At 61.2% G+C, this 20,025-nt stretch carries 20 protein-coding genes; 13 read left to right on the top strand and 7 right to left on the bottom strand.

What is annotated here, in order from left to right:
- The first annotated feature begins 9 nt into the window (after window positions 1-9).
- The 13 genes from BMI01S_RS16305 (at window position 10) to BMI01S_RS40835 (ending at window position 11,834) form a co-directional block, all read left to right on the top strand.
- Window positions 10-921 carry an ABC transporter permease gene (locus BMI01S_RS16305; protein ID WP_081723467.1) on the top strand — a complete coding sequence of 304 codons (912 nt, stop codon included), beginning with the start codon at window positions 10-12 and terminating at the stop codon, window positions 919-921.
- Window positions 922-935: 14 nt separating this feature from the next.
- Window positions 936-1,730 carry an ABC transporter ATP-binding protein gene (locus tag BMI01S_RS16300; protein WP_028231548.1) on the top strand — a complete coding sequence of 265 codons (795 nt, stop codon included), beginning with the start codon at window positions 936-938 and terminating at the stop codon, window positions 1,728-1,730.
- Window positions 1,731-2,111: 381 nt separating this feature from the next.
- Window positions 2,112-3,131, top strand: coding sequence for a LacI family DNA-binding transcriptional regulator (locus tag BMI01S_RS16295; protein WP_028213837.1), 1,020 nt, complete (start codon window positions 2,112-2,114; stop codon window positions 3,129-3,131).
- 115 nt (window positions 3,132-3,246) lie between these two features.
- The gene (locus tag BMI01S_RS16290; protein WP_028213836.1) at window positions 3,247-4,578 is read left to right on the top strand and encodes an ABC transporter substrate-binding protein; all 1,332 of its coding nucleotides are present in this window, start codon (window positions 3,247-3,249) and stop codon (window positions 4,576-4,578) included.
- Window positions 4,579-4,650: 72 nt separating this feature from the next.
- Entirely contained in the window at window positions 4,651-5,607 is a 957-nt protein-coding gene (locus tag BMI01S_RS16285) for a carbohydrate ABC transporter permease (RefSeq protein WP_028231547.1), read from the top strand.
- Window positions 5,604-6,557, top strand: a complete 954-nt coding sequence (locus tag BMI01S_RS16280; RefSeq protein ID WP_028213834.1) for a carbohydrate ABC transporter permease — start codon at window positions 5,604-5,606, stop codon at window positions 6,555-6,557. The genes BMI01S_RS16285 and BMI01S_RS16280 overlap by 4 nt, the downstream gene beginning before the upstream one ends.
- Window positions 6,554-6,748: a hypothetical protein gene (locus tag BMI01S_RS16275; protein WP_028213833.1), complete on the top strand. Its 195-nt coding sequence runs from the start codon at window positions 6,554-6,556 to the stop codon at window positions 6,746-6,748. The genes BMI01S_RS16280 and BMI01S_RS16275 overlap by 4 nt, the downstream gene beginning before the upstream one ends.
- Before the next feature lie 3 nt (window positions 6,749-6,751).
- Window positions 6,752-7,867, top strand: coding sequence for an ABC transporter ATP-binding protein (locus BMI01S_RS16270; RefSeq protein WP_028231546.1), 1,116 nt, complete (start codon window positions 6,752-6,754; stop codon window positions 7,865-7,867).
- Window positions 7,860-8,879 carry an ABC transporter ATP-binding protein gene (locus BMI01S_RS16265; RefSeq protein ID WP_028213831.1) on the top strand — a complete coding sequence of 340 codons (1,020 nt, stop codon included), beginning with the start codon at window positions 7,860-7,862 and terminating at the stop codon, window positions 8,877-8,879. Before BMI01S_RS16270 ends, BMI01S_RS16265 begins: the two co-directional genes overlap by 8 nt.
- On the top strand, window positions 8,876-9,511 hold the full coding sequence (dhaL, locus tag BMI01S_RS16260) for a dihydroxyacetone kinase subunit DhaL (RefSeq protein WP_028213830.1): 636 nt from the start codon (window positions 8,876-8,878) through the stop codon (window positions 9,509-9,511). Before BMI01S_RS16265 ends, dhaL begins: the two co-directional genes overlap by 4 nt.
- 14 nt (window positions 9,512-9,525) lie before the next feature.
- The gene (gene dhaK, locus BMI01S_RS16255; RefSeq protein ID WP_028231545.1) at window positions 9,526-10,515 is read left to right on the top strand and encodes a dihydroxyacetone kinase subunit DhaK; all 990 of its coding nucleotides are present in this window, start codon (window positions 9,526-9,528) and stop codon (window positions 10,513-10,515) included.
- Window positions 10,516-10,949: 434 nt separating this feature from the next.
- Window positions 10,950-11,576, top strand: a complete 627-nt coding sequence (locus tag BMI01S_RS40840; protein WP_154671310.1) for a hypothetical protein — start codon at window positions 10,950-10,952, stop codon at window positions 11,574-11,576.
- Window positions 11,577-11,603: 27 nt separating this feature from the next.
- A complete protein-coding gene (locus BMI01S_RS40835) occupies window positions 11,604-11,834 on the top strand; it encodes a hypothetical protein (protein WP_154671309.1) in 231 nt (76 codons plus the stop codon).
- On the opposite strand, the gene BMI01S_RS16240 is transcribed toward BMI01S_RS40835, so the two are convergent.
- The 7 genes from BMI01S_RS16240 to BMI01S_RS16210 all read right to left on the bottom strand — a co-directional run bounded on the left by BMI01S_RS16240 (window position 11,831) and on the right by BMI01S_RS16210 (window position 20,021).
- Complete coding sequence (locus BMI01S_RS16240; RefSeq protein ID WP_028231542.1) at window positions 11,831-13,021, bottom strand: FAD-dependent monooxygenase; 1,191 nt, start codon at window positions 13,019-13,021, stop codon at window positions 11,831-11,833. The genes BMI01S_RS40835 and BMI01S_RS16240 overlap by 4 nt on opposite strands.
- 23 nt (window positions 13,022-13,044) lie before the next feature.
- Window positions 13,045-13,995 carry a cupin domain-containing protein gene (locus BMI01S_RS16235; RefSeq protein WP_028231541.1) on the bottom strand — a complete coding sequence of 317 codons (951 nt, stop codon included), beginning with the start codon at window positions 13,993-13,995 and terminating at the stop codon, window positions 13,045-13,047.
- Window positions 13,992-14,885: a fumarylacetoacetate hydrolase family protein gene (locus BMI01S_RS16230; protein ID WP_028231540.1), complete on the bottom strand. Its 894-nt coding sequence runs from the start codon at window positions 14,883-14,885 to the stop codon at window positions 13,992-13,994. The genes BMI01S_RS16235 and BMI01S_RS16230 overlap by 4 nt, the downstream gene beginning before the upstream one ends.
- Before the next feature lie 94 nt (window positions 14,886-14,979).
- Entirely contained in the window at window positions 14,980-16,356 is a 1,377-nt protein-coding gene (locus BMI01S_RS16225) for a spinster family MFS transporter (RefSeq protein ID WP_028231539.1), read from the bottom strand.
- Between the two features lie 229 nt (window positions 16,357-16,585).
- Window positions 16,586-17,740 (bottom strand): porin, encoded by a 1,155-nt coding sequence (locus tag BMI01S_RS16220; RefSeq protein ID WP_028231538.1) that lies wholly within the window; start codon window positions 17,738-17,740, stop codon window positions 16,586-16,588.
- 228 nt (window positions 17,741-17,968) lie between these two features.
- Window positions 17,969-18,967, bottom strand: a complete 999-nt coding sequence (locus BMI01S_RS16215) for an amidohydrolase family protein (RefSeq protein WP_028231537.1) — start codon at window positions 18,965-18,967, stop codon at window positions 17,969-17,971.
- A 58-nt stretch (window positions 18,968-19,025) separates the two neighbouring features.
- The gene (locus BMI01S_RS16210; protein WP_028231536.1) at window positions 19,026-20,021 is read right to left on the bottom strand and encodes a DODA-type extradiol aromatic ring-opening family dioxygenase; all 996 of its coding nucleotides are present in this window, start codon (window positions 20,019-20,021) and stop codon (window positions 19,026-19,028) included.
- Between the last annotated feature and the right edge of the window lie 4 nt (window positions 20,022-20,025).

Below are 20,025 nucleotides of genomic sequence, written 5' to 3'. Positions count from 1 at the left end.
CGGGCTGACATGGCAGTCGAAGAAGCGGCCGCGCGCTCGCTGGCGGAATCCGACGCGATCGGGGCAAGGCGAAGGACAGGGGCTTTCGCGCAAGGCGACACACCACGCACCAATGTGCCGGCGCAGGAAGCGGGCGCCCAGGCAGAGCGCGCGCCGCGCGCCTGGCGCATGGCGGGCGCGCTGCTGCCGGTCGTATTCCTGTGCGTCGTGGAAGTTCTCGTGCGTGCCCGGGTCTTGCCGGACAATCTCGTGCCCGCGCCTTCGGAAATTGCGCAGGCGCTCTGGCAGCTCGGCGGCGAAACCTTGCTCAAGCACATCGTCCAGAGCACGGCGCGCGTGGCGGCCGGGTTCGCCTGCGGCGCGCTGCTCGCGGTGGTCGTCGGCGCGGGGATGGGCTTGAGCCGCCGGCTCGACGCACTGCTCGATCCGAGTTTTCAGGCGCTGCGCGCAATTCCTTCGCTCGCGTGGGTGCCCGTGTTGCTGCTGTGGATGGGGATCGACGAAGCGCCAAAAATCACGCTCGTCGCGATTGGCGCATTCTTTCCCGTGCATTTGAGCGTACTCTCTGGAGTCCGAAACGTCGACCGGAAGCTCGTGGAGCTAGGCGCGGTCTATCGATTGTCTTCGTGGCGGTTATTCGTGCGGATCCTGTTGCCCGCTGCGTTGCCGCATGTTTTCACGGGGCTGCGCACGGGGCTGGCAGTCTCGTGGATGTTCGTCGTCGCGGCCGAGCTGATCGCCGCCACGCGTGGCCTTGGCTATCTCCTGAGCGATGGCCGCGAGACGGGCCGACCCGATATCGTCTTTGGCGCCATCATCCTGCTCGGATTGCTCGGCAAGTTGACGGACAGCGCAATGAAGGCACTCGAGGCGCACGTGCTGGCCTGGCGCGATACGAGTGTCGAGGGGGCGCGCACATGATCGCGGCTTCGTCGATCAGCGCGGCGCGCGATCCGCAACCTCCGCGCCCGCCCCTCGTCGATATCGACATCCGCTACAAGCGCTACGGCGTCCGGCCGATTCTCGACAGCCTGCGGCTCACGCTCGCGCCCGGAGAGATCGTGGCGCTGCTCGGCCCGAGCGGCTGCGGGAAAAGCACACTGCTGCGCATTGCAGCGGGGCTGGATCGCGATTACGCGGGCACGGTTGCCTACAACGGCGAAGTGCAGCGCGGGCCGTCACCGCTGGCAGGGGTGATCTTTCAGGAGCCGCGCCTGTTGCCATGGCTGCGGGTGGCAGAGAACGTGTGCTTTCCGCAACGCGCACGCGGCGACGCGCTAGCACGCGCGAGGTCTCTGCTCGATGAGGTCGGGTTGCGTGCAGAAGACGGCGCGCTATGGCCCAAGCATCTGTCGGGCGGCATGGCTCAGCGCGTGGCGATTGCGCGCGGGTTGTTCACGCAGCCGCAACTGCTGTTGCTCGACGAGCCGTTCAGCGCCGTCGACGCGATGACGCGCATGCGCCTTCAGGACTTGCTGCTCGCCATCGTGGACGCCCATCGAACGGCCGCGCTCGTCGTCACGCACGATATCGACGAGGCGCTGCATCTGGCCGACCGGATCGTGTTGCTGGAGCCTGCCGGCGGAGCGCGGGCAAGACCTGCCAGCCGCATTATCGAAGTCGGCGGCGCGCGTCCGCGCCAGCGTGAGGACACGGCCCGCTCGGCATGGCGCAGGATCTTGCTCGAGGGGCTGGAAACTCACGTTCAAGCTTCGCAAGCTAAAGCTTAGGCAAAACTTGTGATGCGAGGCATGCTTTCGGGGTTCAGCGGGAGCATGTCATCCATGCCTCTCGCGCAGGCCTGAATAGCAGCGCCCGCAATTCGATACGGTGTCGCGCCGCCGCTTCCAGGGAACAGGTGGGATCTTCGAACGTGGCGTGAGCGGTGAGCCGCGCCCCTCGGCTATGCCACGCAGGTTCTCGCGCCGGTTCCCGGGGTGCGGCTGGTCGGCCCCGCTGCCGCGCGAACTTGATCGCTTCCATAAAGTGCTTTGCGGCGATTTCGTCTTCAAAATTGACGCATTTAACGCGTCAAAAAAGCTTGCATTTCGCGTGCAAAAAACTATCTTGGGTTAACAAAACGATTCTTCGCCTGGCACCGGAGGAGACTCATGCCGGCTACACGTATGATGATTGCGCGTCGAGCTGGCGTGAGCGTGGCCACGGTCGATCGTGTGCTGCGCGACGATCAGGGGGTTCGTCCGGAGACAGCCGACCGCGTCCATCTCGCGCTGGCCGCGTTGCGTGACGAACGCGCAAGCCGCGGCCGGCCGGCGAAAACCACGTCATTCCGGGTCGCTTTCGTCTTACCGCAAATCAACTCCCGCTTTCTCGATCAGGTCGAGCGCGATATTGCGCTGTCCGCCAGCTTCTTTCGGGAGCATCGTCTCGTCCCGTCGTTCTATCGTTGCGACCTCTCCAGCCAGCGCGACGCAACATCGCTCGCACAGCAATTGATCGACTATGACGCGCTCGTGCTCGTGCCGCTCGACTACCCCTGGGTCGAGCGAATGATCCAGGACGTGACCGATGCGAATGTGCCCGTCGTGACGGTCTTTTCCGATTTACCGTCGAGTGCGCGGGCTGCGTATGTCGGCGTCGATAACCGGATGGCAGGAAGAACCGCGGGTCTGCTGATGGGACGCTTCGTGGGCGCGCGCATCGGCACGGTCGCGGTGCTGTCGGCGTCGTCGCGTTTGCACGATCAGCTCGAGCGTCGTACGGGCTTCTCCCAGGTTCTCGAGGAAGACTTTCGCAACCTGCGCTGGCTGACCGAGCCCGACTTCGCCGAGGACGACGACAGCGCCGGTCTCGCTGTGCAAGGGCTGATGGCGGGGCACCCCGATCTGGTCGGCGTGTATGTGACGGGTGGTGGCATTTCCGGCATCGCCTCGACGTTGCAGGAATCGGGCGACAAGACGCGCGTCGTGCTGATCGGCCACGAGTGCACGGCCGACACGCGGGCGCAACTGTCGGAGCGGGCGATCGACGTCATCCTCGATCAGGACGTGCGCGGCATCGTCCACTGCGCGGGGCTCGCCGCTATCAATTTACTGAACGACGTGCGCGGCGTGCTCGCCATTCCGACGCCCGAAACCCGTATTTATCTTCGTGAGAATGCGCATGCCTGAAGCTCGCGACACGCGGACAGCTCGCTGAGTCTGCCAGAGCGCTAAATACAGCGTCCGGCGCATGGGCGCTGTCTGTCATCAGGTTCGAGACCCGACGGAGACAAGGAGAAGAGACATGGTACGTCTTACGACAGCAAGGGTAATCGCGGCGCTGCTGGCGTCGCTGGGGCTGAGCTTCGGATCGGCGGCGCACGCGCAGGGCAAGCAGTTGACGTTATGTTGGGCTGCTTGGGACCCCGCCAATGCGCTCGTCGAATTGTCGAAAGACTTTACGGCGAAAACCGGCATTGCGATGAAATTCGAGTTCGTGCCGTGGACGAGCTACGCAGACCGCTTTATCAATGAACTCAATTCGCACGGGAAACTTTGCGACCTCATCATCGGAGACAGTCAGTGGATTGGTGGTGCCGCGGTCAATGGGCACTACGTGAAGCTCAATGACTTCTTCGACAAGAACAAGATATCGATGAACGATTTCGTGCCGGCGACCGTCGTCGGCTACTCGGAATGGCCAAAGAACACGCCGAATTATTGGGCGCTGCCCGCAATGGCGGACGCCGTCGGCTGGACGTATCGCAAGGACTGGTTTGCAAGGCCCGAACTGCGCGCGGAGTTCAAACAGAAGTACAAGCGCGAACTCGAACCGCCCACTACGATGGACGAGCTCAAGCAGACAGCCGAGTTCTTCCAGGGCCGAAAGATCGACGGAAAAACCGTGTATGGCGTGTATATCTTCACGGAGCGCGGTTCGGAAGGGATCACGATGGGCGTGACCAACATGCTCTATAACTTCGGCTTTGAATACGAGGACCCGAAGAAGCCGTATCGCCTGGACGGCTTTGTGAATTCGCCAGGCGCCATCAAGGGGCTCGAATTCTACAAGGCGCTTTACAAGTGTTGCACGGCGCCCGGCATGACGAACGCCTACATGCAGGAAGGACTCGATGCGTTCAAGTCTGGCCAGGTCGCGATGCAGATGAACTGGTTTGCCTTCTTCCCCGGACTGTACAAGGACCCGAATGTCGGCGGCGACAAGATTGGCTTCTTCGTCAATCCAAAGGAAACGAAACAGTTCACCCAGCTCGGCGGGCAAGGCATTTCCGTCGTGTCGTACTCGGACCACAAGGCTGACGCGCTCGAATACATCAAGTGGTTTGCGCAGCCCGATGTGCAGAAGAAGTGGTGGCAACTCGGCGGCTACTCGGCGGCGAAGTCAGTGGTCGATGCGCCGGACTTTCCGAAGAGCGCGCCATTTGCGCCTGCATTCCTGAAGTCGATGGCGATCGTCAAAGACTTCTGGGCCGAGCCTGCGTATGCCGAGTTGCTGCTCGACATGCAAAAGCGCGTGCACGACTATGTGGTTGCCGATAAAGGCTCCTCGAAAGAAGCGCTCGATCTGCTCGTCAAGGACTGGAACAAGGTCTTCAAGGCTGAAGGGAAGAACTAGCGTCCCCGCACATGAACGCGCGGAGCGGCAAGCCGATCAATCTTGCCGGTCCGCGACAACAAGGAGTCAGGCATGTTGGCAAACAAGCCTTTTCCTCCGGAAGGGTTGCAGACGCAAGCGCAGACGCGCGCTGCCGCGCGCCTGCGCGGGCTGTCGGACCGGACGATCGCGTGGCTGTTCATTCTTCCGACTATCGTGCTGCTGCTCGCCATCAACATCTTTCCGTTGATCTGGGCATTGCGGCTGTCGTTCACGAACTTCAAGTCGAACATGCCGAGCGTGCCCGCGCGCAATGTCGGCATCGACAATTACACAGACATACTCACCGACGAAGACATCTGGTACGCCATGCAGGTGACGGCGCGCTTCGTATTCTGGTCGGTCGGGCTCGAAGTGCTGCTCGGTTTCGGGCTCGCGCTGCTGATCAACCGGCAGTTCCGCGGCCATAGCTTCTGGACCACGCTGATTCTGCTGCCGATGATGCTTTCGCCCGCTGTGGTCGGCAACTTCTGGACCTTCCTGCTTCAGCCGCAAACAGGACTTTTCAACCACATCGTGAGCTTTTTCACGGGCATTGCGCCGAACTCGTTTCAGATGATCGGCGACGTGCCTCTCGCGCCGTGGACCATCGTGATGGTCGATACGTGGATGTGGACGCCGTACGTGATGCTGATCTGTCTCGCGGGATTGCGTTCGATTCCGGACTACATCTACGAAGCGGCCGAAGTGGACCGTGCTTCGCCGTGGCGGCAATTCTGGTCGATCACATTGCCGATGACCCTGCCGTTCCTGATGCTTGCGATCCTCTTTCGCGGTATCGAGAACTTCAAGATGTTCGACATGGTGAACCTGCTGACATCAGGCGGCCCGGGCTCGGTAACGGAAACTGTGTCGATCACGCTCAAGCGCGCTGCATTCGAGAAGTGGCAGACGGGGTACTCGTCCGCACTGGCGATCATCCTGTTCGTGGTGGTCTTCGGCGCGGCGAATATCTATGTGAAGGCGCTCAACCGGGTGAAACAGCGATGACAGACCTTGCACTTCAACAGTCGGTGGTGGCGGCATCGCCGCGCAGCAAGACGTTCGCCGCCTTCATCGTAATCGCCTACGCACTGATTGCGGCGCTGCCGATCGTATGGATCATCCTCACGAGCTTCAAGACGCAGGAAGACGCGGTTGCCTATCCGCCCGTCGTGGTTTTCCACCCGTCGATGGAGGGCTATGTGAATCTGTTCACGATCCGCTCGCGGCAGACGCCCGAGTTCATCGCAAGCTTGCCGCCCGCTCAGACGTGGTATGACCGCGATGTGCGCAAGCGCAATATGGTGATTGCGGGGCCGTCGAAGGTCTTGCCGCGCTTCGTCAATTCGCTCGTGATCGGCTTCGGCTCGACCTTCCTTGCGGTTTTTCTCGGCACGTTGGCAGCCTATGCGTTCTCGCGCTTCAGGATCCCGCTTGCCGACGACTTGCTGTTTTTCATCCTGTCCACGCGGATGATGCCGCCAATCGCGGTCGCGATTCCCATCTATCTGATGTATCGCGCCATCGGCCTCTCCGATAGCTACCTCGGCATGATCGTGCTCTATACGGCTGTGAACGTGTCGCTCGCGGTGTGGCTGCTCAAAGGATTCATGGACGAAATCCCGCGCGAATATGAGGAAGCCGCCCTCGTCGACGGATATACGCGGTTGCAGGCCTTCGTCAAGGTCGTGCTGCCTCAGGCGATCACGGGTATTGCCGCGACGGCCATTTTCTGTCTGATCTTTGCATGGAACGAGTACGCGTTCGCATTGCTGCTGACGAGCGGCGATGCACAGACGATGCCGCCGTTCATTCCGTTCATCATTGGCGAGGGCGGACAGGACTGGCCGGCCGTCGCGGCCGCCACGACGCTGTTCGTTCTGCCCATCCTGATCTTTACCGTTGTACTGCGCAAGCATCTGTTGCGCGGGATCACCTTCGGAGCAGTGCGCAAATGAAAGCTCAACCCGCCATGCCGCGCCGCCGCCTGTTCCGACGGCGTTACTGTGAGGGGGCATCGACCGTGCTTATCGGCCTCGGCATTGCGATGCTCGTCCAGCCATTCACGGTCGGTCTCTACACCTGGTCGTTTCCCGTGATTCTGGTGGGTGCGCTGGCTTTCGTCGTGACCAGTCACTTCCCGGAGTGAGCCATGTCGACGATCGTTCTCTCCAACCTTCATAAACGCTTCGGCGCCTTCACTGCGGTGCATGATACGAATCTCACCGTGAGCAACGGCCGCTTCGTCGTGCTGCTCGGACCGTCCGGCTGCGGCAAAACGACGACGTTGCGCATGATTGCCGGGCTCGAACTGCCGACCTCGGGCCAGATTCTGATCGACGGCGAAGATGTGACGGGATTGCGCGCGCGTCAACGCGACATTGCGTTTGTGTTCCAGATGTTCGCGCTCTATCCGCATATGACTGTGCGCAACAACATCGCCTTTCCGCTGAAGAACGAAGGCATTTCGCGCCGCGAGATTGCGGCGCGCGTCGATGCGGCCGCGCATATGCTGCGCATCGAAAGTCTGCTGGACCGAAAGACGGGGGGACTGTCGGGCGGCGATCGCCAACGCGTCGCCTTGGGCCGCGCCATTGTCCGGCATCCGAAGGCTTTTCTGATGGACGAGCCGCTGGGCACGCTCGACGCGGATTTCCGCGAACTGATGTGCCTTGAGTTGCGCAAGCTGCACAATGCGCTCAACGCAACGACGGTCTACGTGACGCACGACCAACGCGAAGCGATGGCGATGGCCGACGACATCGTTGTGATGAGCGGCGGCGAGGTGCTCCAATCCGCGTCCCCGCATGAGGTCTATCACTTTCCAGCGACCGTGTTCGTTGGGAGCTTTATCGGCAGCCCGCCGATGAATTTTCTGGCCGTGGACGGCGGCGTCGAAGCGGGCGTGGAATCGGTCTCGCTCGGCGGTGTCGCCGTGTCCGTGCCGCGCACAGCTGCATCCGCCGCGAAAGCGCTGCTTGGCGTGCGGCCCGAGCACGTCGTGATCGACGAGCGCAGTGCGTTGCGTGGACGCGTGATCGCCGACGAGTATCTGGGCTCGCATCAGATTCTGGTCGTCGAAACGGCGCTCGGCGTGGTGCGCGTGCGGGTTGGCAAGGAAGAAGGACGAGCGGCGGGCGCGCAGGTCGGGTTGTCGTTTCACAAAGAGCGCACGCTGATCTACGACGCATCGAGCGGCGTGCTGCTGCCCGGCGCTGCGCGGCAGATGGCCGTCAACGGACGCGGCAACGGAGGTGCTTATGTCTGAGATTCGCCTGCATGGGGTGACGAAGCGATTCGGCGATATCGTCGCGGTGGATGATGTGTCGATCGACGTGAAAGAGGGCGAGTTTGTCGTATTGCTCGGGCCGAGCGGCGCGGGCAAGACCACGACGTTGCGTCTCATCGCTGGTCTCGAACGCCCCGACGAAGGCGAGATATTCATCGACGGTGCCGCCGCGACGGACATGCATCCGGCGGACCGGGACGTCGCCTTCGTCTTTCAGCAGTATTCGCTGTACCCGCATCTGACGGTGTTTGGCAACCTGGCGTTTCCACTGCGCTCCCCGCGGCGGCGCGTGAGCGAGGCGGAAGTCACCGCGCGCGTGCAGATGGTCGCGCAGATGCTGCATATCGAGTCGAAACTTGGCAATCTGGCGACGCATCTGTCGGGCGGCGAGATGCAGCGCGTCGCCATCGGACGCGCGCTAGTGCGTCAGCCCAAGGTGTTTCTGATGGATGAGCCGCTGTCGTCGCTCGATGCGAAGTTGCGCGAGGAGATGCGGATCGAACTGAAGCGCCTGCATCGCACGATCGGCGCGACGATCATCTACGTGACGCACGACCAGGTCGAAGCGACCACGCTTGCGGATCGCATCGGCATACTCGAACAAGGACGCATCGTACAGATGGGGGCGCCGCGTGATGTGTATGGCAATCCCGCTTCGCTAGGCGCTGCGCAACGTCTCGGCTCGCCGCCCATCAACCTGCTGCCGCCCGTATTATTCGAGCCTTCGACGATGCCGGCGGGCACGTCGACGGTCGCGATCCGGCCTGAAGACATCGTGCTGCACGCACCTGATACGCGCGACGTGCTCAATCTTCGCGTGCTCGAATATTCACCGCTGCGACATCTGCTGATCATGGAGCGCGAAGGCACCGCCATCGTCGCGACGACGATGACCGAGCGCAATTTCACGCCTGGGCAAACAGTCGGCGTGTCGCTGCCCCCGCGCAGCCTTCTCTATTTCCGCTCCGACGGCAGGAGGATTCCGGCATGAACGGAAAAACGGTCATGGCGTGCATCGAGGCTGCGCATGCGACGCTAAAGATACACACGGACGAGATCGCCGCGCTCGATCAGCAGATCGGCGATGGCGATCATATCTTCAACCTGTTGCGGGGCGTCGATGCGCTGCTTGCGATGCGCGCCAATATCGAGGCCGAGGCGTTTTCGCCAGCGCTGGAGCAGGCCGCCTCCAAATTGCTGTCGACGGTGGGCGGTTCGTCGGGGCCGCTGTTTTTTTCGTTGCTGCATGGCATGGCAAAGGCCGCGCAGAACGCGGATACCATGCGTGTGGAGGACGCGGCGCGGATCTTCGCTGCGGGTGTCGACGCCGTAGCCCAGCGCGGCAAGGCCGGCATCGGCAGCAAGACGATGATGGACGTGCTCATCCCTGTCGCGTCACGCTTCGTGGAACTAGCCGACGGGAGTGCGGCGCCCGAGGCCGTGCTCGACGCGCTGCCGCTGACGGCCGAAGAGGGCATGCGCGCGACGCGTGACATGCTCGCGACCAAGGGGCGCGCGTCGTTTCTCGGCGAGCGTGCACGCGGACACATCGATCCCGGCGCACGGTCGAGCCAGTTGATGATCAGTGCGATTTGCGCGCGGCTCGCGCAAGACAGAGAGTGAAAGGAGCGCAGGCCATGAAAAAATTTATCAACCATGTCGACGACTTTTTAACTGAGAGCCTTACTGGATTCGCCGCTGCGCACGGTGATCTCGTCGTGCTCGACAACGAACCTGTGTTCGTGCGGCGCAAGACGCTCAAGCCTGGCAAGGTTGCGCTCGTCTCGGGCGGCGGCTCGGGACACGAGCCTTTGCATATCGGCTTCGTCGGGTACGGGATGCTGGATGCCGCGTGCCCCGGCCAGGTATTCACTTCGCCGACGCCCGATCAGATGATGGCAGCCGCCAAGGCCGTCGATACGGGCGCGGGGACGCTCTTCATCGTGAAGAATTATTCCGGCGATCTGATGAACTTCGAAATGGCGTCCGAGATGTCGGAGTTGCCGAATGCGATGGTGTTGATCAACGACGATGTCGCCGTCGAGAACTCCAGTTATACAACGGGGCGGCGCGGCGTCGCGGGTGCCGTGATCGTCGAGAAGCTGGTGGGCAGTCTGGCCGAGAGCGGCGCCGATCTCGAACAATGCAAGGCGTTCGGCGACCGGATCAACAAGCGTACGGCGTCGATGGGCGTCGCGTTTTCGAGTTGCACGGTGCCCGCAGCGGGCACGCTCACGTTCAAGATCGGCGACGATGAAATCGAGGTCGGCGTCGGCATTCATGGCGAGCCGGGGCGGCGTCGCGCGCGCTTCGCCGCAGCCGATGCGATCGCGGCAGAGCTGCTGACGGCGATCATCGCCGATTTGAAGCCGGGGAACGGCTCCGAGTTGCTGGTCTTGATCAATGGACTGGGCGGAACGCCGCTCGGGGAACTGTATCTGTTGTTCAACTCCACACGCGCGTGGCTGCACCAGCGCGGTCTCGCGGTCGCGCGCGTGCAGGTCGGATCGCTTACGACGTCGCTGGAGATGGCCGGCGCGTCGATCACCTTGTGCGTGCTGGATGACGAAATGAAGCGGCATTGGGATAGCCCGGTGCACACGCCATCGCTCAGATGGGGAATGTAGCCCGTCGCCACCTAGCCGTCAGAGTCGCGCACGCGGCGGCAGCGGAACCGCGCGCGGGGTCTCGCTCGTTGTTTACCAGGAACGAGCGTGAGCGGATAGCAGCGTGATAAGCAGTGCTCGCGCAAACGATGTCTGGAGTTGCGCTCACGTGGATCGCCATCCAATTCGCATAGAACTCGATCAAGCCTCGCTGACGAGCGTTATCACGGTCTTGTCACGATGCGCTGCAGCTCGCCAGCGTTGTTTGCTCAGGAGTTCAGTGCAATCACCGATTTCGGCCGTCTGCCTTCGGAAAACGCGTTTTTTTCGCGAAATTGCCTATACTCTATCCGACGATGAGACGGTGCATCGTCGCCCAATCTATTCTTCGCCAGCTGCGGTTCCATTCGATTCCGCTCTCCCGAGAGAGCGCGCGATTTACGAGGGATATCGTCATGTCATGGGTCTCGTTAATGGTTCAGAGCGCCTCTTCGGACAGTGGTAGCACGACCTGGTCAGGCTTCGGGGGGCATGCGCTGATTGCCGTCTATCAGGGCGATGGGGACGATGGCATTTACGAGGTTTTTCACCTCGTCGGTGCAAGAGGATCGTCCTCTGGCGGAAGTGGCCACGCCTTTTACAACTCGTATACGTCGATCGAACGCTACAGATGCCAGGACGACGGAGCTGCAAAATCGTGTGGCGGTCGATCCGGTAGATCCAGCTCCGCAGAATCTTCGTTTCCTGAAGTGATAAAGGGATACGACTACACCAGGTGGTACGAAACACCCACTAACAAAAGGCTCAACATTAGAGAAACACCAAGATTCCAGATATCAAGCGAGACTGCTGGAAAAATCATTGAAAAATGCATGGCGCTTTGTGATACGGCAGATGTCAGCAAATCGGTCGGCACGTTCTCGTTGATTGGGGGGCAAGTAAATTTTGGAACGAATTGCATAACTTGGGCGTACGGCATCCTGAAAAGCGTAGGCGTCACATTCGACTGGAAGCTATACGCGATGTCGTTCGTATCCCCTCGAAAGGCCGTGGAAAGCGGCGGAGGCCTTCAAATGGCCTGATTGCAATCAGCCGCTGTTGCAGTTCGCGTGTCATTGCTCATCGGGGTAGGGCTTTGCCCGGCGATCAGCTGGTTCGACACCGTCCACCCCATCGTGACGATTACCGAATCCAGCATCGATACGTCGATAAAGCCCCCCCATGCCGTCGTGCGGGCGTCGCACGAGCGCACTCGCGATGGCGAACGCGGCGGTCATGCTGCCGATCGTATCGCACACGTCCTTGCTGGTCGCGAGGCGCCGGACTCTATCCTTGACTAAATTTCGGCTGTATTCGCGTTGTACGAATAGAGCCAGTCGTAGCGCTCGGCGATCGGCGCGGCACTCCATTCGCGCTCGAGATATCGGGCCGCCGACGTTTCTGTCGCGAGCTCATGGCTGTGGAAGCGTTCGGTGTTGTCCGTCGCGCCTCGCACCATCCGGCTGGTACGTCCGATTCGTGCATGCTCGTAACGCAATAGCGCAGCGGAGACGTTCGATGGCTCCGCATCCGCGAGGCAACGCGCCAGTACCATGCCGTCCTCGATAGCGTGGACGGCACCCTGCGCGAGGAACGGCAACGTAACGTGTGCAGCATCGCCAAGCAGCGAAATGCGCGCCTGCGTCCACTGCGGGATCGGTTCGCGCTTCATCAACCCCCACTTCAACAGATTCGGCGCCAGTTTGATCAAGGTCTGCACGTCCTCGTGCCAACCCTTGAAATCATCGAGGCACTCTTCGACGGTGCCTTGCTCGAAGCTGGCTTGAGCGGTCCAGCTTTTGCCTTCGATCGTGGCCGCGAAATTCATGATTTCGCCACGATGCAGAGGATAGTTGACCGCGTGGCCGCCCGGTCCGATCCAGGTCGATCCGACCGATGCGCGCATATGCTCGGGCAAGCTCGTCATCGGGATCAACGCCCGCCACGTCACCATGCCGGAGAACGCCGCGTCAGTGTCGGGCCACAATGCGTTGCGGACGACCGAACGCACACCGTCGGCCCCGATCAATGCGTCCCCCGTGATGTGCTTTCCGTTTTGCAGGATCAAGGTCGCGCTGCTGTCGTCCTGCTCGCAGCCCGTCACCGAACTGTCGAGATGAATCGCGCCGGCCTTCAGCGCGCGCACGCGATCCGCCAGCGTCTGATGCAGATCCGGCCGGTAAACGGTGAGGTAAGGGTAGCCATAGCGCTCGATCGCTGACTTCCCGAGGCTGAACATAGGCCACGGTTTTCCCGTGTTCCAGAGGCGAAACTCTTTACGCGCGGGATCGCAGGAGAGGGACCTCAACTGCTCGAAGACGCCGAGCGAGTCGAGCACGGCATTGCCATTCGGACTGATCTGGATTCCCGCGCCGACTTCCCGCAACTCTGGTGCGCGTTCGTAGACGTCGACGTCGATCCCCCGCTGCAGCAACGCGACTGCCGCTGCAAGGCCCCCAATGCCACCGCCTGCTATCAAGATATGCATGAAATCTCCTTCGTGTTACGTGGCTAGACGGTGGGCGCGACTTCGTCACGCAAAACGCCAAGTGCGCGCATGACGGGCTCATCGCTGACACGCACGATGTGCGCATCGTCGTCTATCTTGTGCTGATACGTGCGCCATGCCGGCATCGCGATCATGTCGCCTTTTTCCCAGCGCATTTCCATGTCGCCGCAGCGTGTCGTACCGCGGCCCTCGACCACGGTGAAGATTGCATTGGCCGTGGTGCGGTATCGTTGCGACACGAATCCCGCACCCATGCGTTGAACGTGGATCGCTGTGCTCTTCATCGCGGGTGCGCCCAGTTCGATCTCGCGCTGCGCCATGTCGTTCGCGGGCGCCGTAGCCTTGTCGAGCGCCTCGAGCGACGCCTCCCACCTGAACGCGATCGGCGACTCTGCGACGGTCACTACGTCACGCTCGACTTTGTCAGGGTGACGCTCGAAGAACATCGGCTCGAGCAGATGGATGAGCGGCACGTCCAGGACGTCCACCCAGAAGCAGTCATCCGGACCGACATTCGCATGCGAGTGCCAGCACCAGCCCGGCGTCAGGAGAACGTCCCCCGGTCGCATTTCGACCCGTACGCCATCGACCACGGTATAGGTGCCGTGCCCTTCGAGAATGATCCGCAGCGCGTTGGGCGTATGCCGGTGCGCGTCCGCGACTTCGCCCGGCTTGATCGACTGATACGCGCCGACGAGCGTGCGCACCGTCGCATACAGGTTCCCTTCGACGGGGTTCCTTAGCGTCAGGTTGCGACGATCCGCCATCCGGTGATCGACCAGGTCGCCGGCACGTTCGAGAATCGGCTTTACGTCAGCGTATCGCCAGAGCCTGGGCACGAAGTTCTCGCGCGGTTCGCTCCACAGGGCAGGCGCCTTGCGATGCCAGCCGCCTTCCATGTCGAGACTGTCGATTGCCGCGTAAAGTGAGTCAAGATCTGTGAAGTCGCTCATTTTTGCTTGATGATGTCGGGAGTGTAGGGCTGAGCGAACACTTCGGTTGCGCCACCCGTGCCGGCCACGATGCCGACGGTCATCTCGCCGACCCGCTCGATCCGGATTCGCACCTTGTCGCCGTCGCTGACTTTGCCGACGCCCGCAGGGGTGCCGGTGGCGATGATGTCGCCGGGATACAACGTCATTACCGCGGATGCCATTTCAATCATGCCGGGAATGTCGAGGACAAGGTCACGCGTGTTGGCGTGCTGCTTGAGTTCGCCATTCACCCACAGCTTCATCTCGAGATTGGCCGGGTCGCCGACTTCATCGGCGGTGACGATCCATGGACCGACGGGGCAGAAGGTGTCGTAAGCCTTGCGGAATACGCGTTCTTCTCGTCCACGCACGACCATGTCGAGCAGACAGGCGTAGCCGAATACGTACTGATGCCAGTCAGCACGCGCAATGTCACGACCCTGCTTGCCGATGACAATCGCAAGTTCCGACTCGTGGTGGACCTCACGCGTCGGAACGTTCGGCAGGACGACGGGTTCGCCGGCGCCGGACAGCGACGAGTTCGGTTTCACAAAAAAGCCCTGATGCGTGGCCCGATAGCCGGCCTGCATTTCCCGACCGTGATCGTGGTAGTTCACCGGGTAGGCGATGACCTTGTTCGGCCATGGCACCGGCGTGAGCAGCCTCACATCTTCGATCGGAACGCGTGGAAATTGCGTCAGTGCGGCCTCGATAACCGGCTTCAGTTGCGCGAAGTTCGCGATGAGCCGCGTGGCACCAATGGGCGGCCACATGCCCGCATCCTCACCGACGATACTGGTGACGTCGACGACGTAGCGATCATCGACGACGATACCTAGTTGTCCTTCATTAAATCGCGATATTTTCATGGCTGTGGAATGTAGTGGAGGCACCGTGCTGGTGCTTGCCTGGTGCCGCCTGACACGACCGCAACTGCCCGCGGTCATGTCAGGCGGCTGAAGATCATGCGCCCTGGCTGGCCGGCTGACTGTATTGCCGTTCAGCGGCCTTGAGCCTGGCGTATCTGGCGCCCGCCAACCAGTAGTGAACGGCGGCCCAGAGCAGGACCGGAACAGCGCTCAGCAGGGCATATTTGAGGCCCGCTGCACTCGCGGAAGCGCACAGCGCCGTGAGGTCCGGATGGACGTCGGCCGGCGCATGCGCAGCGGCTGCCGCCGCACCGTGCTTCGCAACCACGCAGAGCTGCGAAAAATCGGGGCGCCCGAAGATGCGTTTCGCGAAGAAGTCGCTGAGGAAGCCGAGATAGCCCGGTCCGAGGCCTTGTCCGACCAGTGCCATGGCGGAAAGCGTCAACGCGGACGCCGTGGCGCGCATACGGGGCTCGAGCAGCGAAAGGATCACCGCAAAGGCCGGTCCATTCCAGAAGTTCATGCCGACCGCGAAGCCGACGAGAAGCGCCACGCCCACAACGGCGACGGGCTGCAGGAATGCGATGCCCGACAACAGTGCCGCTGCGATACACCCAAGCGCGGGAACGTAACCATGCCAGGCAGCGTTGCGCTTTCCGAGCCTGTCGGCGAGAAAACCGCTCATGACGTTACCGATGAGACCGCCCACTCCGCCGATGATCCCAAAGGCGAGACCTGCCTGCGCAAAGTTCATTCCGTAGACGCGGACGAAATAGACCGGCAGGAAGAGGAAGATCGCGGACATGGCGAACATGCCGAGGATGACGGCGAAAATCATGTTTCGCGAGGCCTCGTTGCTCAGCATTCTGCGGATTACTTCGGTGAGTCGTGGCACGTTGTCGCCGCTCGGGGTAGCGGCCACAGCGCCGCGTTCCGGCTCCCTGATCGTCAGAAATGCAAGCAGGCCAAGCACGATTCCCGGGATGCCGACATAGAAAAAGGCGTGTTGCCACCCGTAGTTCTTGATGAGCGGGGCGCCAATGAACGATGCCATCAACACGCCGATTGGAATGCCACCGGCATAAAGTGCGAATATCAATGAGCGCCGCTTGCCGGAAAAATAGTCCGCAAGAAGCGAGTAGGCGGCCGGTGCAGAGCCGGCCTCGCCGATTCCCACGCCGGCGCGGAAGGCGAACAACTGCTCATAGTTGGTCGCGGTTCCGCATCCAATCGTCATCAGCGACCAGAGGACGATCGTGATGGATATGATCATCACCCGACTGAAACGCTCGGCGAGACGCGCAATGGGAATGCCAAGGAAGGTGTAGAACAGCGCGAACGCCAGGCCGATCAACAAGCCAAGCTGGCCGTCGCTCAGGTGCATTTCTGCTTTCAACGCAGGTGCGGCGATCGACATCAATACGCGATCCATGAAGCTGAATGCGTAGATCAGTGTCGTGAGCGACAGCACCCAGATTGCGTATTTTCTGGAAACGGCGGCACGAGGGTTCATGTGCGGATCGGCAGTGGTTTCAGCGAGATTACGGGGCAACATGGTGTGCTCCAGAGCATCGGCAATTCATTTGGAGGTTGGCCATGCTTCGCCACTTCGACGCCTCCGTTCGGCCGTTCATCGGCGCAGTGCGGAGGCGTTGTCCTTTAGTGGTTGAAGTCAGGCGCGACAGAATTTCGAGGGCGCTCTAAAAGAGGTGGCGAATGCCCGCCACGACCACCGTCTGGTTCCCATTGCTCGACGGCGCCAGCAGATAGGTAACGGCTTTCGCGCCGGTGGCACGCTGATAGTTGGCAAAAACGTACACGTTGGTGCGTTTCGACAGCAGATAATCTATGCTGACCTGCCCCATGTTCCAGTGCGGAGCTGCATCGATTCCACCGCCATATTGCCCGTTCGTGTAGACATAGGCAGCGCCCAGGACGATGAACGGCGTGAGATCGTATGTCGCATTCACGTCATAGTTGTCCAGATGCAATGACGTGTGGTCGAGATAATCGTACCGAACGTCGGTTACCATGCCGGTCAGTCGCACCTTGCTGAAGGAGTACTGCGCGGCGCCGCCGAATTCGCGCTGACGGCTCACGCCCACGTTTGGATGGATCGGGCTGGTATGGAACAAGAGGAACGGCGGCCCGATGTAATCGTCGGTGACTGCGCCGTTCGGGTTCGGCGTCGGGCCCGGATAATTGGTATTCAATCCGACTAACGCCAGCTTGAGCGGCCCGTTATCGTAGGCAACGCCGGCGCTCACCGAGCGATTCACAGCCCACTGGCCGGCAGCGTTGCTCATTGCGTACATTACCGAGCCACGCAGCCCGTTGATCGTCGGCGATTGATACTTGATCGAGTTGTTGTAGCGGTAAGAACCGAATACGTTGTCGTTGTCGCCGATATGTGCGGCAAGGCCCAGCGAAGCAACCGGCGCTTCGAAGCGGTCGAGATAATCGAAAGGAATGTCGTACTGGCGACCCATGGTTATCGTACCCCACGACCTGCCGCCAAGGCCGACGTAGGCCTGGCGCCCGAACATGCGTCCACCCTGCTGGATCTTGCCGTTGGTGATGTCAAAGCCGTTTTCGAGCACGAAGAGAGCGCTGAGACCGCCTCCCAGATCTTCCACGCCGCGCAAGCCCCAACGGTTATTCTGCATGGTGCCTGAAATCATCTGGACGGCCGAGTGGCCACCGACGTTACTGACCCAGCCCACCCCAGTGGAAAGAATGCCGTAGAGGGTGACCGAACTCTGCGCGTGCGCGGTCGAGGCGCCAAAGATCATGGCGGCGAGGGACGCCAATGCTGCGCTACGACGCAGCACGGTGTTGGGTGACTTGGTCTTCATACGCGTCTCCATAAGGTAGTTATAAGTGTGGAATGCAAAACGAAAGACGACCTGGCCTGCAGCAGTGGCGCTCTGTGCCATGACTTGGCGGGCCTGCTCAACAAGGTGCTGTTGGGTACTTTGATTTTTTGGCGAGCGACGATCGCCATCATCCGGGCCGGAGTCAGGTGACTGAACTGGCCTCTGGATGGGCGCCGTGTCGCGGGGCGCCCGGACTTCGATGGAACATCAGCACGTGAGATTGAATACCTTGCGTGCGTTGCCCTCGAAGATGAGTTTTTTGTCGCTCTGGCTGAGCCAGTCGAATCCTGCGATGGTCGGCGCGATGTCATCGCGTGCCCGCCCGGTGGCCGGATCGACCGTGGAGCCAACGCCGGGGCACTCCGAGCCGAAAAGACAGCGGTCCGCGCCCACGGTTTTAATGAGCAGGCGTAGCGAGTCTTCGGAATAGAGCACCGTGTCGTAGTAGAGATTGCGCATGCCATCAAGGAAATCGACGCCGCGACGGCCCGCGCTCGACTGGAAACGCCCGATCTGATAGGGAATGGAGCCGCCGCCATGCGAGCAGATGACCTTCAGCGACGGGAAGTCGTTGAAGACGCTCGAATGCACGAGTCCGTAGACGGCAATCGATTCCTCATTGACGAAGTGCAGGGTGTAGGGAGAACGTTCCGAGTGTGAGCCCGTGGCGTGAATATGCATTGGAATGTCGTGCTCGCAGAGCTTTTCGTAAAGCGGATACCAATATCGATCGCCAAGCGGCGGCGCTTCGGTGCCGGTATTTTCGTACGGGTCCGGGTTGACGAGCACGCCGCGAAAGCCCATCTTTACGCAGCGCTCGAGTTCCGGCAGCACGCCCGTAATGGGGTCGCCCGCCACTTGCGGCAACCCGGCCACAGGCACGAATCGATCAGGAATCAGCGCGATCGTTCGCGCGATGATGTTGTTCGTCTCTTCCGTAAACCAGTGCACCAGCTTGCCAGGCTTCGTACTGTGCATCATCTGGAAAGGGCGGGGCGAGAGCATCTGCATGTCCGTGCCGACGCGGTCGAGGGCTTCCACATGACCGCACGGGCCCATTTCCCGACAGTGCATTGCGTGGATGATTTGCTCATCGGTGACTTCGGGCATGCGGCGTCCGTGCGCGCCCAGATGCGAAAGCAGGTTGGCTTTATAGACCCAAAGTGCGGGGGGAGCGCTGACGTGACCGTGGCAATCGATAATCATGACTGTGTCGTATAGAAGAAATGTTGTCAGGTGGGCGGCAGTTCGTTCGGTTCGGCAGTCACTGCCAGACCGCGAAACCGAGGCCGATACCCGTGCCAGCAGGCGTGCGATAGACCGGAATGTAGTGGTCATAGACGCAATCGAGCTCACCGAGGGCGCCGGCCATCGTGATCCAGTTGCGAATCTCCGACGATCCCGAGCAGAGCGCTTCCTGCGGAATGCTGGTGAGCGTTGCTTTGTCTCGATTCTTGATGGCGTCGATGATTTTTCTGTCGAACGCCGCCTCGCAAAGGAAGTGACTCAAGCCACCCGACGCAACGATCGCCACGTTTGCGTCGACCGGCGACGCGGCCAGGGCTTCCGCGATACAACCGCCGATGTAGTGGCATCGGGACGCGGTCGGGTTGTTCGGCGGGAAGTACGTGTTCAGCAGCACGGGCAACATCGGAACCTGAAGGTTCTTCATGAGCCGCTGATAGACGAAACCATAGGCGTGTCCGAACGCGCGGCGTGTCGGGTCCGCTACATGGTTACTGGTCGCGACGTCGACACCGCGAGCGATGAGCCCACGAATCAGATCGTCGGCGAGCTTCGGCGCACCGGGGAAGCGGCGAGGCAGATCCATTGCATAGCCTGCCCAGAACGGCTTGTCGCTCCAGGTCAGCTTCGGGTGAGGCAACTCCGTTTCCTTCATGACAATCTCCTCGCCGCGATAGACGGAGATGGCGGGCAGGTTGTCATAGCCGAACAGTTCATCCTGATCGTCGCCGATAACGAGGACGACGTCGGGACGCGCGGCGTGCAAACAGGCTTCGATGTGGTCGAGTGCGGCTTCCGCTTCGCGCGCGAGGCGGGGAAAGTCGCCTGGATCGCTCTGTTCGGTGTACGGCGTACCGCGCTCCGTGATGAGTTCGTCATACGTGAGCTTGCGGCCGTCCAGCGTGTAGAGCGCCCGGCTGCGAAGATCGTCTTCGGCACGTCGTTGCCAATTGTCGCCAGATAAATTCAGAATCGGACTGTGCGAAGTGCCGATGCCAAGTGTGATGCGGGCCATATCA

It is taken from the genome of Paraburkholderia mimosarum LMG 23256 = NBRC 106338, from assembly GCF_000739815.1.
GTDB lineage: Bacteria > Pseudomonadota > Gammaproteobacteria > Burkholderiales > Burkholderiaceae > Paraburkholderia > Paraburkholderia mimosarum.
The sequence above is the reverse complement of the archived record's forward strand: the minus strand, read 5'-3'. Positions and strand labels throughout refer to the sequence as shown.